Raw genomic sequence first — 16,723 nt, 5'->3', positions numbered from 1 at the left:
CGCGACGACGCAGCGTCATTGCGCGTCGTGCGGCGCGGCGGTCGAGCGCTCGCGAAGCGTCGATATCGACGAGATGACGGATCCGCACCTGGAGAAGATGCGTGGACGGACGGCCAGAGGCGGGAAGAAGCCGGAATAGACGCGTCAAGCGTGCATTGGCGGGCGCTGCATGCACTAGATGCACTAAATGCACGGCGCCTCGGCGGACGGATCGGATGGTTTGCGTTGTCATGTGAAGCCCGGGAGACATTGCGGATCAGGCGCGCGTTACGCAAAAACCAGCCGAGCCTTGATCGGCCTCGCGCACGTAGATCGCCATCCAGTTGCGAATTTAGCACTGACAGCGCCTGAAAAGTATTCCCTGCGCATGATGGGGGTTATCAGCCGGCGACCATGTCAGGCGCGGCGTAGCGTTGACTTTGCAGGCACTTCGCGGAGCGTGTTGCGGCCCTTTGAGCGGGCCCGGCGAGCGGAAACCACCGCCGCAAACGACCGCGCCGCCCAGGGTGGGCGGCGCGGCAGGCAATCCAGATCGACGTGGTGGATCAGCGTCGCGAAATCAGCGACGGATGCCGGGCCACGACACCTGACGGCGGCGGTTGCTCCACAGGCTTGCGAGCACCGCGAGGAAGATCACGGCGAATGCCACCAGCGACCACAGCGGCAGCGACAGACCGAGGATCGGCGGGTAGGTGGTTTCGCACAAGCCCCGCACCTTGAAGACGCCGGGCAGCCAGTGCGCGGGCGGCAGGGCGTCGACGATCGGCTGCAGCGTATCGAAGCCGCAGCTGAAGCTCGGGAACGCCTGCACCCAGGCGAGACGCGCGGAGGCGACCATGCCCCCCGCCGCCGACAGCACGACGAGCGCTTCGAGCACGCGCACGCCGCGCCAGCTCGTCAGACGCGCGCCGAGGAAGGCGAACACGGCGATCAGCAGCGTGAAGTAGCGCGTGAGAATACACAGCGGACACGGGTCCTGATGCTCCACGTACTGCATATAGAGCGCGCCGGCCAGCAGCGCGAGGCAGATCAGACCCAGCAGGACCAGCAGGCCGCGTTCGCGGCGCAACAGCGCGTTATCGTCGTTCATGTGGCGTTTTTCTTCGGGTGAGTGGCGCAGCGCGCGACGGGCGCGGCGGCGACGGCGTGACGGGATTCTAGCGCGAAGGCTGCCCCGCGCGAGGAAGCGGCTTGTCGCGCAACGCTGTGCGATGCGATCCGCGAGGGCTTCGGCGGGCTTGCGGCCGCCGCAAGCCCGCCGCAACCCACACGACACGCTCGCGTCCCGAGCCTCAGCGCAGCGGCGCGAGCACCGCTTCCACGCCCCGGCCGATGGCCAGCAGCGCGTCGTCGGCGTAAGGCGCGGCGGCGAGCATCAGGCCGACGGGCGCGTCGCCGGGATGATGGATCGGCAGTGACAGCGCGCAGGCGTCGAGGAAATTGAACGCGCTCGGATTGCGCAGCACCAGCGCGTTGGTTTGCGCGAAGACGTCGTTGTCGGCGGCGAGCGGGGCGACGGCGGGCGGCGCGATCGGCACCGTCGGCGCGATCACGGCGTCGAAGCGCGACCACAGCGTGGCCTGCGCCTGCTCCATCACGGCCGCGCGCGCGGCGATCAGATCGAGGTAGTCGACGGCGCGCGCCGCCTCGCCCTTCAGGATGCGCGCGAGCACGCGCGCGTCGTACTGGTCGCGATGCTGCGCGATCAGCTCGCGATGCCACGCGTACGCTTCCATCGACGAAAAGCCGATGCGGTTGATGTCCGCGAACTGCTCGAACGGTGCGAAGCGCACCTCGTCGACGATCGCGCCCGCCGCGTCGAGATGCTTGAGCGCCGTGTCGAGGCTGTCGGCGACGGCGGGATCGATGCCGTCGGTCACGTAATTCGTCAGCACGCCGATCCGCACGCCTTCCAGACGGCGCGCGCCCGGCACGACCGGCGCGAGGCCGGCGAGCAGGCGGTCGACCAGCGCGCAGCACGCCACGCTGTTGCCGATCGGGCCGAACGAGTCGAGCGTGGTGGAGAGCGGCACGCCGCCCGTGCGGGGAATGCGCGCGGCGGTCGGCTTGAAGCCGGTCAGGCCGCAGAACGCGGCGGGAATGCGGATCGAGCCGCCGGTGTCGGTGCCGAGCGCGATGGCGGCCATGCCGTCGGCGACCGACGCCGCCGCGCCCGAGGACGAGCCGCCCGCGACGCGCTCGTCGCCCTTCACGTCGCGGCGATACGGCGAGAGCGGCGTGCCGTAGTGCGGATTGAGGCCGAGCCCGGAAAACGCGAACTCGCTCATGTTGGTGCGGCCGATCAGCAGCGCGCCCGCGCGGCGCAGGCGCGCGACCACGGGCGCATCGGCCTCGGCGGGCGCAGCGCCGGCGAGCGCCGTGGAGCCCGCGCGCGTGACTTCGCCTTGCACATCGAACAGATCCTTCACCGACACCGGGATGCCCGCGAGCGGCGAGAGCACCGTGCCCGCCGCGCGCAGGCGATCGTGCGCGTCGGCGGCGGCGCGCACGCGTTCGGCGTCGACGTGCGTGAACACGGTCGCGCCCTGGCCCGCCGGATCGGCAATGCGCGCGAGCGCGGTCTCGGCGAGCGCGCGGCTCGTGGTGCGGCCCGCGGCCAGATCGGCGGCCAACTGGGCGAGCGGCGGGAACGGGGCGAGCGGCGTGGTGGCGGAAGCGGAGGAAGCGGAAGAAGCAGCGGAAGCGGTCATGGCGAGAGGCGGCTCGATGGCGGTTCGTTAAGCGGTGATGGAACGGTGACGGAGCAGTGACGGAGCGGGGCGGTGCTTGTGTCGGATTGCGCGGCGGCAAGCCGGCAATGGGCGCGCCGGAAGATGCACGCGCGGCCCGCGCCGCCCAGGGACGCATCATTGTAGGCCGTGCTTTTTTCGATTGCGACGATTTGGCCGACGCCGATCATCGGGTAACATTCAGGCATCAGACAGCGTTTTGTAAGGAATATCGTACATGCATCAAGGAATCGGCTTCATTCAGGATCTGGCAGTGGTGATGGCGATCGCGGGGATCGTCACCGTGCTGTTTCATCGCCTGAAGCAGCCGGTCGTGCTCGGCTATATCGCGGCGGGCGTGATCATCGGGCCGTACACGCCGCCGTTCCAGCTGATCCACGACGAGCAGACCATCCAGACGATGGGCGAACTCGGCGTGGTGTTCCTGATGTTCTCGCTCGGGCTCGAATTCAGCCTGCGCAAGCTCTTTCAGGTGGGCGCGACGGCCATCGTCGCCGCGATTTCCGAAATCGTCGTGATGCTCTGGCTCGGCTACGAGATCGGCCGCGCGTTCGGCTGGGCGGCGATGGATTCGCTGTTTCTCGGCGCGATCCTGGCGATTTCGTCGACCACCATCATCGTCAAGGCGCTCGCCGATCTGGGCGTGAAGCGCGAACCGTTCGCGCAGCTCGTGTTCGGCATCCTGATCGTCGAGGATATTCTGGGCATCGCCATGCTGGTGCTGCTCGGCGGCATCGCGCAGACCGGCGAGCTGTCGCCCGGCATCGCGCTCATCACGCTCGGCAAGCTGCTCCTGTTCATGCTGGTTTCGCTGCTGGCGGGCATTCTGATCGTGCCGCGCGTGCTGGGCTACGTGGCGCGCGTGGGCAGCGACGAGATGCTGCTGGTCTCGGTGCTCGGCTTCTGTTTCGGCTTCTGCCTGCTGGTCGTGAAGCTCGACTATTCGATCGCGCTCGGCGCGTTCCTGATCGGCGCGGTCATGGCCGAGTCGCGGCACCTGGAGCGCATCGAGCATCTGGTCGCGCCGCTGCGCGACGCATTTTCGGCGATCTTCTTCGTGACGATCGGGCTGATGCTCAATCCGCTCGTGCTGGTCGACTACGCGTGGCCGATCGCGGTGATTTCGCTCGCCGTGGTGTTCGGCAAGCTGGTGTCGTGCGGACTGGGCACCTTCCTCGCTGGCCGCGACGGCCGCACGGCGATGCGCGTGGGCATGACCGTTTCGCAGATCGGCGAGTTCTCGTTCATCATCGCCTCGCTCGGCTTGACGCTGAAGGTCACGAGCGGCTTTCTCTATCCGATCGCGGTGACGGTCTCGGCGATCACGACGCTCACCACGCCGTATCTGATCCGCGTGGCCGATCCGCTGTCGCAGCGCCTCGCGCGCGCGATGCCGCCCGCCGTCTCGAACGTGTTCGGCCTTTACAGCCAATGGCTGCGCGCGCTGATGCCGCGCTCGAACGGACCGACGCTCTTTTCGCTGACGCGGCGCATCGTGGTGCAGATCGCGGTGAATCTGGCGCTGGTGTCGGCGATCTTCATCGGCATGTCGTATGGCGCGCGTTACGCCGCGCCGCTGATCGCGAACTGGGTGCCCGACGAGCGCATCCAGCGCGTCGTGCTCTGGAGCGCGGCGCTCGTGCTCGCGATTCCGTTCCTCGTCGCCGTGTGGCGCAAGACGCAGTCGCTCGCGCTGATGCTCGCCGAGGTCAGCGTGCAGCCGGAGAAGGCGGGGCGCTTCACGCGCGCGCTGCGCCACGCGATCGCGGAACTGGTGCCGGCCGTCTCGATGATCGGCGTGTTCGTGCTGGTGGCGGCGCTCTCGGGCACGATCCTGCCGCCGACGGGTTTTCTGATCGGCGTGCTCGTCTGCGCGGCGCTGCTCACGATGCTGCTGTGGCGCTGGTGCGTGAGGATCCACGCGAGCATGCAGATCGCGCTGCGCGAGACCTTCGACGAACGGCAGGATTCGTAGCGGCGCGTGGGACGGCGCGCCGAGGCACGCGTGCGCCGAGGCACGCGTGCGCCGGGGCTGCCGCGCGGCATGGCGCTTGCGCGGCGGCGCGGCGGGTTCGCGGCAAATTCGCGGCGTCGTGTGATGCGTAATGTCACCGAGTGTGAGCATTTGTGCATTGGGGTGGCAACGGCCTGCGGTGCGACGCATAATCGGAGGCCTGTTCATTCGTTCGCGCGCGCGGCGCGCCCGTCCCCACGTCATGAGCGATAACAAGACCGACCACCCCGAGATTCCCGACGGCGCTGGCCGTCCCGCCCAGTCCTCCGAGCCGGGCGCTTCCGCTCCTCCTGTTTCCACGCCCGCGGCTTCGGCGACGCCCGCCGCTTCTGCCGCTTCCTCCACTTCTCCCGCTTCCGCCGATGAAGCCGCGCGACGCGCGTCGACCGATGCGCCCGCGAGCGCGTCGGCGGTGACGTCCGACGTGCCGGGCGCGGACAGTTCGGGCGGCGGCGCCGACGAGGAGCCGGGCGGCGGCCAGCCTGTCCAGCCCAGCCAGGCGCAGGAGGCGGCCGAGGCGCGCGAGGCCGCGGCGCAAGCGGTGGCGCGTCAGGAAGCCGAAGTGGCCGCGTCGCGCAAGCCGTCGGCGAGCGTGCCGAAGGTCCAGATCGAGGAAACGGCGGACGCCGGTCGTCAGGCGCCCGCGCCGGCGGGCGACGCGGCTGCCCCGCACGTCGGTGCGAACCCGGCCGCCCAGCCGCCTGCGGAAACCGCCGAGGCGCAAGCCGCGGCGGGCGCGCGGCCCGGCGCCGCGCCCGCGGGCTTTGGCCAGGCGCCCGATTTCAGCGCGCAGCATCCGCCGCCGCCGGGTGCGCTGCCGCCCGATCCGCCGCGCTATCTGCGGCCGAGCGATTCGGCGTGGTCGGTGCTCGGACGCATCATCGCGGCGCGCGCACGGCAGCTTTTTGACCGCGCGGGGCAGCGCATCACGCAACGCACGCTGCGCATCGGCGTCTCGGCGCGCATCTTCCACCCCGAGCCTGGCGCGCAGGGTCTGCGCGGCAAGACGCTGCAATATCTGGAGGAGTCGATCGCGCACTGGGTCATGTCGCGCGACGTGATCGTCTTCATGATTCCGACGGTCGGCCATCAGGGGATGCTGCATCCGAGCAACATCCGTTTGCGCGATTACGCGAAGCATCTCGACGGTCTGTTGCTGCAAGGCGGCGCCGACGTCTCGCCACAGACCTACGCCGAAACCGCCGCGCGCCCCGAGTGGCCCGGCGACCGCGTGCGCGACATGTACGAGCTCGAACTGCTGCACGAATTCATCGAGTCGGGCAAGCCGGTGCTCGGCGTGTGCCGCGGCTGTCAGCTCATCAACGTGGCATTCGGCGGCACGCTGTATCAGGACATCGCCACCGATGTGCCGACGGCGGGCGTGCACGTGAGCGAGCACTACGATCAGCATCGGCATGCGGTCACGTTCCCCGAGGGCTCGTCGCTCGCGAGCATGTTCCCGGGCCATCGCGAGGCTGTCGTGAACTCGATTCATCACCAGGCCGTGCGCACCCTCGGCCGCGATCTCACGGTCGAGGCCGTGTCGGCCGGTGACGGGCTGATCGAAGCGGTGCGCTATCGCCGTGCGCCGTTCGTGGTGGGCGTGCAGTGGCATCCCGAGTTTCATCGCGCGGGCGGCGCCGAACTGCTCGACTGCACGCCGCTGCTCGACGCGTTCCTGCGTTCGGCGCGCGAAACGCGCTTCTGATGCGCTTTCATGCACTTTCATGCGCCCGATGAGCGTGTGGTGAGCGTGTAGTGAATATGTGAAGCGCAGCGCAACGGGGTAAAAAAGGGCGAGATATTCGCCCTTTTTCTTTTCTGGGCATTCCTGCGCATTCCTGCGCTTTGGCCGCGAATTCCTGGTCGGGAGTCAGTGATATCGGATAAGCGTCGGATGGATTCTTCGGTTATCCGAATTTAATGCCGTTTTTGAGATTTTCGGGCGGCGATAATAAGCGGTTACTCGGAATCGACAACGGAACAGGCAGTCATGAAGCAAACCCTTCCCGTGCGCCGCGCCTTGCTGGGGGCCGCAGCCATCCTGTTGATGCAGCATGGCGCGGCCGCATGGGCCGGCGCGCCCGCGAGCGAGGCCATGCCGGTCGCCGGCAGCCGTCCGTCGCTCGACAGCCTGACACCCCAGCCGGCCGGCGCATCGCCGCGCGCGGACATCGTGGACGATCAGGCCACGCTGGGCGCGACGCAGGGCGATGTCGCCACGCTGATGCAGCTCATCCACGATCAGCAACTCGTGGAAATGCGCACGACCTACAACGCCAGCTACGGTGCGAGCCTGTTTTTCTATCCGCCCGAGATGACGTATTACATCGTGCTGTTCCAGGACAAGCACTTCTGGCGCGTGATCCGTTCGCAGGACGAAACGCGTGCGGAGGCCATCTACGCCAACTTCGCGCAGCAAACGCAGCGGCTGTCAGACGTGGAAATCCGCCGCACGCAACTGGAGGCGCAGAAGGCGTTCATCGAACGGGTGATCGCCATTAACGAAGATCGCGCGCGCCGTCTGCAGGCGGACCTCGACGTGGCGCGCACGCAGCAGGCGCGCGTGGACGATTATCAGCGTCAGATGCAGGTCGACGCGCGGGCGCTCAACGCGCAGAAGGTGCAGGCGCAGGTGCAGTTGCGCACGCTGCAGAATCAGGTCGATCAGTTGCAGCGCGAAACGGAACTGGGTTTGCCCGGATCGCGGCGATAGCGTGCGGCGCGGTAGTCGCGAGGAGAAAAAAAGTAAAAAGCCCGGCCAATCTGCCGGGCTTTTTTCGGTTGTCTGAAGGTTGTCTGAATTGTGCAGCGTGCGCCGGACGTTATTTCGAGAAACGGTCCGGCACTTCGGTCACGCGCCGCTGTGAAACATGATTGACCCAATCCGTGCTGTCGACCGGCGCCGATGCGCGGCTGGCCGGTGCGGCGTGCGTGACCGCGTAGGTCGTGATCGAGGTGTAGTCGTTCGCCGCTTCGATGCTCGGCTGGCGCGGAGAATACGCCTCAGCCGTGGAATAGCCCCCATGCGCGCGCTGCGTCGTGGCGAGGGGCGCGCTACGCAAGGGTGCAAACTCATGCGCGACGTGGCGGCCGATGTCGCCGCGTGCGGAGCCCGCGCGCGACTCGACCGACGCGTGACGCGCTTTGGCCGTATGTGAGGCGCGGCTGGCCGGCTCGGCTTTGCGCGAGAGCGTGGCGCGCAAGGGCGTGTTCGGGTTGGCTTGGGCCGCGTAGTCGTGCGGTTCGGCGCGCACTGTTGCGGCCTTGGGCGGGCGCGGCTCTGTGGGCCGCGCGCTGACAAGCGGGGCAGGCGGCGCTGATGAAGCCGACGTTGTCTTCGAAGGCGCGACCGCCGCATCGGGCTGCCGCGCCACGACGATCGCGCTGGCCGCTACGCCGGCGTCCGCCGTGATGCGTGCGGAACCGGTGAGTGGGGCGTTGACCTTCGGCGCGCCCGCGGTGACGCTGCCCGAATAGCTGAGATCGTGCGACGCCCGCGCTTCGGCCAGTCGTTGTGACGCCGAGGCGTCGTGACTGACCGGCGCGTGTGTTAGCGCGTTCGCGGGTACGTTGGTGGGGGTGTTATCGGGCACGCTCGCCGGCGCGTCGGTGCTTGCCCTCGTTGCGTTTCGGTGTTCGCCTGGCTGCGTGTGGCTGGCGACGATCCACGCAAGCACGGCCGCGCCGCCGATGCCGACCGCGGTGGCCGTGAGTTTGTGATTGCGCGGCGGCGTGCGTTCGAGAGGCGCGAGCGGCGAAGCGTCTGCCGCAGGCGGCGCGCTAGCCGTCTTGCGCTGCAACGCGGCTGCGGCAGCCTGCTGGGCCTGAGCGACATTCAATGTTGCACCGACGGGTGCGGCGGCCGGGCGACGCGTCTCGCTACGCGTACGGAGCCCGGTTTCCCAGCGACAGACCTTGCGGAATGCCTCGGCGCTCAGGCAGGCCGTGCGCAGCAGAGCGGCGTAAAGCGCGTGGAGTTCGGTGCGCAGGCTGAAGTGCGGCGGAATCAGCGCCCATTCGCGGCCGAACGGCGGCGGGACGCGGTTGAGCGGGCGCATATGCGGCATGGCCAGTGCGCCTTCCACCTGAACTAATGGATAAGTTGACATGAGTCTCTCGCTGCATCGGCAAGGCAGGTGCAGGCATGCCGTGATGGATTGAGCGCGCGCGATCAGCTGGCCAATGGCGCGCCACATTAAAGAAATCAATTCTTTTTAATGATGCGAGCGACTCTGTCTCGGGTCTATCGGATAGGTCTGAAAAAAGGCGTGGATCGGACGCGTACTAGGCGCGTGCGTCGAGGCGGTAGACGTAGCGCAGCGCCGTGATATCGACGCCGCCCATGTGGTCGGGTTCGGCGCCCGAATACTCCCAGCCCTGGCGCTCATAAAACGCGATCGCGGGTGTATTGCCGTCGAGCACATACAGATAGAGCTGCGATTCGCCTTGTCCGCGCGCCCAGCGCCGGGCCGCCTCCATGAGCGTCTTGCCCACGCCGACGCCTTGATGCGCGGGCAGCGCGTGCAGATTGTCGAGCAGCACGCCCCAGGGCGAGTCGGGCTGGCGCTCGACGCAGACGAAGCCGGCCGGCGTGCGCGGGGCCTCTTCGTCCGCCGCGTTGTGTGCGGCGTTGACTGCGGCGTTGACTGCGGCGATCTCGGCGATCAGCACGAGGCGGCGATCGGCGCCCGGCGCTTCCATGCGCGCGCGCCAGTACGCGGCGCGTTCAGCGCCCACTTCGCGATCGAGAAAGGCGGCCGGCAGCAAGCCGCGATACGTCGCCTGCCAACTGGCGGCGTGCATGGCGGCGAGGAGGTCGGCGTCGGCGGCGGTGGCCGGGCGCAGCAGCAGGGAAGTGGCGATGGGCATGCGTGGCGGTGGTCGGCGCGAGCGAAGGGGCTGCCCCGTTCGCATCGCTGACGAAAGTCCGGATCGGCTCACTATTGTGCACGATAGGTCAGCGGCGGCTGCGCGCAAAGTGCGTGCATCAAAGTGAAAGCATAATGAAATAATTGAATGGTTTTGGAAAGAAATGCGCGACGTTGACGGACGTTGATCGCAGCTTGTAAGGTTTTCCCCGATATATGGCGATTCAGGCCAGCCGGATAATGAGCGCCCGCCGGGCGCGCCCGCGCGCGTTGGTAGGTTCAACGTCGCACGATCACAGGCGATCGAGGCCGAACGTTGCGGCCGAACATTGCGGCCGACCTCGCCACCCTCCGGCTGTCTTCACCAGAGAACGTCATGTCTACCGCGTCCCACGCAGCATCGAGCGAATCGAAAGTCCGGACGGTTTTCCGCGTAACAAGCGGCAACTTCCTGGAAATGTACGATTTCATGGTCTATGGCTATTACGCTTCGGCGATCGCCCGGACCTATTTCCCCAGCAACAACGCCTTCGCCTCGCTGATGCTCTCGTTGTCCGTGTTCGGCGCGGGCTTTCTGGTGCGGCCGCTCGGCGCGATCATCCTCGGCGCCTACATCGACCATCATGGCCGCCGCAAAGGCCTGATCCTCACGCTCGGCCTGATGGCGCTCGGCACGCTCGCGGTCGCCGTCGTGCCGGGCTATGCGACGATCGGTTTCCTCGCGCCGATGCTCGTGCTGCTCGGGCGTCTGCTGCAAGGCTTCTCGGCGGGCGTGGAACTGGGCGGCGTGTCGGTCTATCTGTCCGAGATCGCGACGAAGGGCAACAAGGGCTTTTACGTGTCGTGGCAGTCGGGCAGCCAGCAGGTGGCCGTGGTGTTCGCGGCGCTGCTCGGCGTGCTGCTGCATCGCATCCTGCCGGTCGAGGAGATGACGGCGTGGGGCTGGCGCGTGCCCTTCATCATCGGCTGCCTCATCGTGCCGTTCCTGTTCATCATCCGTCGCTCGCTGCAGGAAACCGAAGAATTCGCGCAGAAGAAGCATCGTCCGTCGATCAGCGAAATCATGGCGTCGATGGTGCAGAACTGGGGCATCGTGCTCGGCGGCATGGGCATGGTCATCATGACGACGGTCTCGTTCTACATGATCACCGCCTATACGCCGACGTTCGGCAAGGAAGTGCTCAAGCTCGGCGAACTCGATACGCTCGTCGTGACCGTCTGCATCGGCTTGTCGAACCTGTTCTGGCTGCCGGTGTCGGGCGCGATTTCGGATCGCGTCGGCCGTCGTCCGGTGCTGCTGACCTTCACCGTTCTGACGATCCTCACCGCCTATCCGACCGTGCAATGGCTCGTCGCCGATCCGTCGTTCGGCCGCCTGCTGACGGTCGAGCTGTGGCTCTCGTTCCTGTACGGCTGCTACAACGGCGCGATGGTCGTGGCGCTGACCGAGGTGATGCCCGCCGACGTTCGCACGGCCGGCTTCTCGCTCGCCTACAGTCTCGCGACGACAATCGGCGGTTTCACGCCCGCGATCTCGACCTACCTGATCCACGTGAGCGGCAACAAGGCCGCGCCGGGCGCGTGGATGGGCGTCGCGGGCATTTGCGGGCTGATCGCCACGCTCGTGCTCTATCGCACGCCGGAAGCGCGCAATCAGTACAAGGCGGTTTGACGTCGCCTACGTCACACGCCGGCTGCGCCAACGAAAAAACCCCGCTGATGCGGGGTTTTTTATTGCCTGCGCGGCGTGGGCGGTGTGTGGGGCGTCAATCTTCGCGCAGCGCGCGGGCGACGTGTGCGACCACCGCGTCCCAGTCGCCCGGGCGCGGCTGGCGCACGAGGCGCGCGCGCGGATACCACGGGCTCGTGTCGGTGCCGGTGAACCAGCGCCAGTCGGCGGCGAACGGCAGCATCAGCCAGAGCTTCGCGCCCAGCGCGCCCGCGAGGTGGGCGATCGACGTGTCGATGGACACCACGGCGTCGAGGCGCTCGATCACGGCGGCGGTGTCGGCGAAGTCGGCGAGCTTGTCGCCGAGCCGATGGATCGTGCGCGCGCGCGGATGGGCGTCGAGCGCCGCCTGTTCGGCGGCGGTCAGATTCGGTTGCAGCACGATCCAGTCGATGCCGTCGAGCGCAAAGAGCGGATCGAGCGCGGCGAGCGGCAGCGCGCGGTTTTCCTGCTTCTGGATGCGGCCCGACCACGCGAGGCCGATCTTGCGCCGCGCCTGGCCGCCGAGCGAGCCGCGCCATTTGCGCCGGTACGCGGCGGGCGCCGACAGATAGGACGCGGACGCGGGCAGCGTGTCGGGCGTGGCGCCGAGCGCGAGCGGCAGCGACAGCAGCGGAATATGCAGGTCGGCGTCGATGCTCGCGCGCGGCGCGCCTTGCGGGATCAGTCCGACGCGCGCGGCTTCGGCGGCGGGCGCGATCAGCGGGATCAGCGGCGCTTGCACTTCGAGCACGACGCGCGCGCCGCTTTGCTGCGCGCGCGCGGCAATCTGGGGCGCGAAGCGCACGAACTGGAGCGTGTCGCCGAAACCTTGCTCCGCCTGGATCAGCAGCGTGCGGCCCGCGAGCGGCTCGCCGCACCAGCGCGGCAGCGGACCGTTGGGCAGGCCGGACGCATCGGCCGACGTCTCAGTCGACGCATCGGCGGCAAGCGCGACGGGCGTGCCGCGCGCGGCCGCTTCGTCGCGGAAAGCCGGATCGAGCCGCCATTCGTACTCGGGCAGGCCGCGCCGGAAGTCGCCGAGCGTGAGCCACGTCAACGCGCGGTTCAGGTGCGCGGCGGCCAGTTCCGGGCGCACGCGCAGCGCTTCGTCGAAGGCGCGCAGGGCGGCGGCGTGGCGGCCGAGCGCGTGATGCGCCGTGCCGAGCGCGAGCCAGGCCAGCGCGAATTTCGGATCGAAGCCGATCGCACGTTCATAGGGCCCGATCGCTTCCGCGTAACGGCCCTGCGAGGCGAGCGCGTTGCCGAGCCCGAACAGCGCGGGCGGAAACTGCGGCTGGAGCGCCAGTGCGGCCTCGAAACCGGCGACGGCCTGGGTGTGGTATCCGGTTGCGTCGAGCGTATTGGCCAGATTGAAGTGCGCCGCAACGAAGCGCGGCTCGCGCCGCAGCGCCTTCTGGAAGTGCTCGACCGCGCCCGCGCTGTCGCCGAGCGCGTTCAGCGCCATGCCGAGATTGTTGTGCGCCCCCGCGTGGCCGGGGCGGATCTTGAGCGCGCGGCGGAAGGCGTCCGCGGCTTCGGCGTGACGGCCGAGCGCGTGCAGCGCGTTGCCGAGGTTGTTGTGAGACGAGGCGTCGCCGGGTTGCAGGCGCACGGCGTGGCCGAACGCGTACATCGCGTCTTCGTGGCGGCCGATCGACGCGTAGGCGTTGCCGAGGTTGTAGTGCGCGAGCGCGAAGGCGGGCGCGAGCGTGAGCGCGTTGCGAAAGCGCTCGATCGCGCCCTCCAGCTCGCCGAGCGCCTTGAGCGCGTTGCCGAGGTTCAGCTGGAGCGCGGCGTCGTCGGGACGCAGCTCGACCGCGCGGCGCACGAGGTCCGCCGCTTCGGCGTGCTGGCCCTGCTGGTGCCGCAGCACGCCGAGCAAATGCAGCGCATCGACGTGCACGGGATCGGCGGCGAGCGTCGCGCGATAACCGCGCTCGGCATCAGCCAGCCGGCCGTCGCGATGAGCGGCGTACGCGCGGACAAAAACCTGTTCCATGAACCAGAGGCGAGACGTAATGAAAACGAACCCGTCATTTTCCCACACTCGGAGGAGCCAACCACGAAGTTGAAAGGTCTCGTTGCGGTTTTGTCGCATCGCGCCTAACGTATGAATGAGGGTTCATATGTTTCCGATCCTGACCATGCCGACGCTTTCCCGCAATTTTTCCAGCGAATTTTCCGGTGATGTTTCCGTCGACGAGCGCATCGCGCCGCTCGCCGTTCTGTTTCGCCTGCTGGGCGATCCGACGCGCCTGAAAATCGTGCTGGTCTGCGTGGCCGGCCGCCGTGCGGTGGGCGCGATCGCCGATGCGCTGGGGCTCTCGCCGTCGCTCGTCAGCCACCATCTGCGGCTGTTGCGCGCGGCGCGCATCGTGCGGGCGGAGCGCGAGGGCAAGCAGGTGTTCTACGCCGCCGACGACGCGCATATCGGCGCGATGCTGGCGGGCATGCTGGCGCACGTGGCCGAGGCGGCTGAAGTTGCGTCATCCGATGTTCAGGAGCGTGGACGATGAGTTCCCCACGCGAGCGTCCGCACGATCACAACGACCACCACAGCCACGATCATCACGATCACAGCGGCCACGCGTACGGACACCACCACACCCACAACCCCGCACCCGCGGCGGGCCAACATCGCGCATTCGCACTGGCCGTCGCGCTGAACGTCGTGATCGTGGTCGCGCAGACCGTCTACGGCGTGCTCGCGCATTCCACCGCGCTGCTCGCCGACGCGGGCCACAATCTCTCCGACGTGCTCGGCCTGCTGCTCGCCTGGGGCGCGGCCTGGCTCGCTACGCGCGCGCCGTCCGCGCGCTTTACGTTCGGCTTGGGCAGCTCGTCGATTCTCGCGTCGCTCGCCAACGCCGCGCTGCTGCTCGTGGCCTGCGGCGCGATTCTCGCCGAAGCGGTGGGGCGGCTCCTGCATCCGGCCAGCGTCGCGGGCTTCGATGTCTTCGTGGTCGCGACCCTCGGCATCCTCGTCAACGGTTTTTCGGCGTGGCTGTTCATGCGCGGCCGGGCCGACGATCTGAACATTCGCGGCGCCTTCCTGCACATGGCCGCCGACGCCGCCGTTTCCGCCGCCGTCGCCGTGAGCGGCCTCGTGATTCTCGCGACGGGCTGGACCCGCGTCGATCCGCTGATGAGCATCGCGGTCGTCTGCGTGATCGTCTACGGTACGTGGGGCCTGCTGCGCGAGTCGGTGCGGCTCGCGCTCGCGGCGGTGCCGCAAGGCGTCGACATCGAGCGTATTCGCGTCTTTCTCGCAGAGCAGCAAGGCGTGACCGACGTACACGACCTGCACGTCTGGGCGCTCTCGACCACCGGCACCGCGCTGACCGCGCATCTCGTCATGCCCGCCGGCCATCCGGGCGACGCCGCGCTCGATGCGATCGTCACGTCGCTCGGCGAGCGCTTTCGCATGACGCACGTGACGCTGCAAGTCGATCTCGGCACCAGCGCGCATCGTTGCTCGCTCGATGGTGCGACGCAGATCCATCGCTGAATCGATGCCAGGCGGCGTCCGATCCGCGCGCCATGCGCGGCAGGGCACGTTGAACCCGCGCCGGTCATAGGGGTTGCGGGCGTACACTACGACTCATGTTGACCGCATGGAGGTCTGCATGACCGAGGCTTTCTCCCAGCCGTCCGTGCTCATCGTCGGCGCGGGACCCACGGGTCTCGCCGCCGCGCTGAGTCTTGCCCGCGCGCGCATTCCGGTCCGCGTGATCGATCGCGCGCACGAGCCCGGACGTTATTCGCGCGCCATCGGCATTCAGGCGCGCACGCTCGAACTGTTCGAGCAGCATCGCATCGTCGAGCCGTTTCTCGAACGCGGCCATCGCGCGCACGTCGCCAATCTCTATTCGAACGGCCAGCGCCGCGCGCGGCTCGATTTCGATCCGCTGTTCACGCGTTATCCGTATCTGCTGTTCATCGATCAGACCGAGACCGAGCGCATTCTCACCGCGCAGCTCGCGACCTTTGGCGTGCAGGTCGAGCGCGGCGTGCAACTGATCGAATTCGTGCAGGGCTCGGCGGGCGTGAGCGCCGACGTGCGTCGCGCCGACGGCCGCACCGAGGCGCTGCGCTGCGCGTATCTGATCGCCGCCGACGGCGCGCACAGCACGGTGCGCCATCGGCTGAACATGAAGTTCGATGGCGAGACGCTCGCGCAGTCCTTCCTGCTTGCCGATATCAGTGCGATCACGCCGTGGTCCGACGACGAATTCCATATCTTCGCCTCGGGCGACGGGCTGGCCGCGATCTTGCCGTACGGGCACGGCCGCTATCGCCTGATCGCCGATCACAAGGCCATGCTGCCCGCCGCGCCCGAAGGCGCGATGCCGGTGCCGACGCTCGAGGAATGCCGCGCGGTCGTGCAGCATCGCGTGCATCATCCGGTGTCGATCAGCGACATGAGCTGGGCGTCGTACTTTCACGTGAACAGCCGCATGGTGCGGCACTTGCGCATGGAGCGCGTGTTCTTCGCGGGCGACGCGGCGCACGTGCATAGTCCGGCGGGCGCGCAGGGCATGAACACGGGGATTCAGGAGGCCTTCAATCTGGGCTGGAAGCTCGCGCGCGCGCTCGGCGGCGCGCCCGACCGGCTGCTCGACACGTATCACGCGGAACGCTACCCGATCGAGCGCATCGTGCTGCAGCAGACGAGCTTCATGACGCAACTGGTCGAAGCCGATCACGGCCCGCTCAAGCTGCTGCGCGAGCGCGTGATGCCGGCGCTGGTCGCGCTCGGGCCGTTGCGCGACGCGGCGCGTCAGGCGGTCAGCGAGTTGTCGATTCAATACCGGCGCAGTCCGCTCACGCTCGAACGCGTGCTCGACGGCGGGCCGCGCGCGGGCGAGCGTGCGCCCGATGCGCAGGTGCGCGTGGTCGACGGTCCGCTCGGCAAGGCGCCGGAGAAAGGGCGCATTTTCGATCTGCACGATCCGGCGAGCTTCTCGCTGTTTCTGCTCGTCGACGACGACGTGGCGCGCGAAATGGATGCGCTGGCCGAAGGCGCGAGCCTGAGTGCGAGCCCAAGCGCAAGCCCGAACGCGAAGAACGGCGTCGAAGCGTTGCGGCGATTCGCCGAAGCCGTCGAACGCGTGCTGCCGCGCGCGGTGCGCGTCTGGTGGCTCGCCGATCTGCCCGAGGGCGAAGCGCCGCCCGTCGACGGCGGCGCGGCCGCGCTCGGCGATGCGTATGGCCGCACGCGGCCCGCGTTCTATCTCGTGCGCCCCGATGGCTATCTGTGCGCGCGCGGCCGTCCGCATTCGGATCTGAACGGACTGCTGCGTCACTGCGAGACGTGGTTCTCGCCGTCGGCGTCGCCGCATCCGGTGGCGGAGTGAACGTGAAAACGCCGCGCGGC

General features: G+C 68.1%; 12 protein-coding genes. 7 read left to right on the top strand and 5 right to left on the bottom strand.

Annotation, left to right across the window (positions count from 1 at the left end; translation table 11 throughout):
* Positions 1–559 precede the first annotated feature (559 nt).
* Together BMY06_RS15070 and BMY06_RS15065 are read right to left on the bottom strand one after the other, a co-directional pair.
* Positions 560–1,090, bottom strand: a complete 531-nt coding sequence (locus BMY06_RS15070) for a disulfide bond formation protein B (RefSeq protein WP_065058257.1) — start codon at positions 1,088–1,090, stop codon at positions 560–562.
* A gap of 202 nt (positions 1,091–1,292) precedes the next feature.
* Positions 1,293–2,711, bottom strand: a complete 1,419-nt coding sequence (locus tag BMY06_RS15065; protein WP_074983929.1) for an amidase — start codon at positions 2,709–2,711, stop codon at positions 1,293–1,295.
* A 256-nt stretch (positions 2,712–2,967) separates the two neighbouring features.
* On the opposite strand from BMY06_RS15065, the gene BMY06_RS15060 reads away from it, so the two are divergent.
* From BMY06_RS15060 to BMY06_RS15050, 3 genes are all read left to right on the top strand, one after another.
* On the top strand, positions 2,968–4,725 hold the full coding sequence (locus tag BMY06_RS15060; RefSeq protein ID WP_065058258.1) for a cation:proton antiporter: 1,758 nt from the start codon (positions 2,968–2,970) through the stop codon (positions 4,723–4,725).
* Positions 4,726–4,966: 241 nt separating this feature from the next.
* Positions 4,967–6,472, top strand: coding sequence for a gamma-glutamyl-gamma-aminobutyrate hydrolase family protein (locus tag BMY06_RS15055; protein WP_074983927.1), 1,506 nt, complete (start codon positions 4,967–4,969; stop codon positions 6,470–6,472).
* A 285-nt stretch (positions 6,473–6,757) separates the two neighbouring features.
* Positions 6,758–7,480, top strand: coding sequence for a DUF2968 domain-containing protein (locus BMY06_RS15050; RefSeq protein ID WP_065058260.1), 723 nt, complete (start codon positions 6,758–6,760; stop codon positions 7,478–7,480).
* 109 nt (positions 7,481–7,589) lie between these two features.
* On the opposite strand, the gene BMY06_RS15045 is transcribed toward BMY06_RS15050, so the two are convergent.
* Entirely contained in the window at positions 7,590–8,876 is a 1,287-nt protein-coding gene (locus BMY06_RS15045; protein WP_124263064.1) for a hypothetical protein, read from the bottom strand.
* 175 nt (positions 8,877–9,051) lie between these two features.
* Positions 9,052–9,636 carry a GNAT family N-acetyltransferase gene (locus BMY06_RS15040; RefSeq protein ID WP_074983923.1) on the bottom strand — a complete coding sequence of 195 codons (585 nt, stop codon included), beginning with the start codon at positions 9,634–9,636 and terminating at the stop codon, positions 9,052–9,054.
* A 375-nt stretch (positions 9,637–10,011) separates the two neighbouring features.
* Here BMY06_RS15040 and tcuC point away from each other — a divergent pair, with 375 nt between their 5' ends.
* Positions 10,012–11,307 (top strand): MFS transporter, encoded by a 1,296-nt coding sequence (gene tcuC / locus BMY06_RS15035; protein WP_074983922.1) that lies wholly within the window; start codon positions 10,012–10,014, stop codon positions 11,305–11,307.
* Between the two features lie 94 nt (positions 11,308–11,401).
* Here tcuC and BMY06_RS15030 read toward each other — a convergent pair whose 3' ends face one another.
* Positions 11,402–13,345 (bottom strand): tetratricopeptide repeat protein, encoded by a 1,944-nt coding sequence (locus tag BMY06_RS15030; RefSeq protein WP_065058264.1) that lies wholly within the window; start codon positions 13,343–13,345, stop codon positions 11,402–11,404.
* A 145-nt stretch (positions 13,346–13,490) separates the two neighbouring features.
* On the opposite strand from BMY06_RS15030, the gene BMY06_RS15025 reads away from it, so the two are divergent.
* The 3 genes from BMY06_RS15025 (at position 13,491) to BMY06_RS15015 (ending at position 16,703) form a co-directional block, all read left to right on the top strand.
* Complete coding sequence (locus BMY06_RS15025; RefSeq protein ID WP_074984066.1) at positions 13,491–13,862, top strand: ArsR/SmtB family transcription factor; 372 nt, start codon at positions 13,491–13,493, stop codon at positions 13,860–13,862.
* Positions 13,859–14,854, top strand: a complete 996-nt coding sequence (locus tag BMY06_RS15020; protein WP_074983920.1) for a cation diffusion facilitator family transporter — start codon at positions 13,859–13,861, stop codon at positions 14,852–14,854. Before BMY06_RS15025 ends, BMY06_RS15020 begins: the two co-directional genes overlap by 4 nt.
* Before the next feature lie 118 nt (positions 14,855–14,972).
* Positions 14,973–16,703 carry an FAD-dependent monooxygenase gene (locus BMY06_RS15015; RefSeq protein ID WP_074983918.1) on the top strand — a complete coding sequence of 577 codons (1,731 nt, stop codon included), beginning with the start codon at positions 14,973–14,975 and terminating at the stop codon, positions 16,701–16,703.
* The last annotated feature ends 20 nt before the right edge of the window (positions 16,704–16,723 follow it).

Source organism: Paraburkholderia tropica (assembly GCF_900109265.1).
GTDB lineage: Bacteria > Pseudomonadota > Gammaproteobacteria > Burkholderiales > Burkholderiaceae > Paraburkholderia > Paraburkholderia tropica.
Note: the sequence above shows the minus strand (reverse complement) of the source record. Positions and strands in the feature narration are given on the sequence as shown.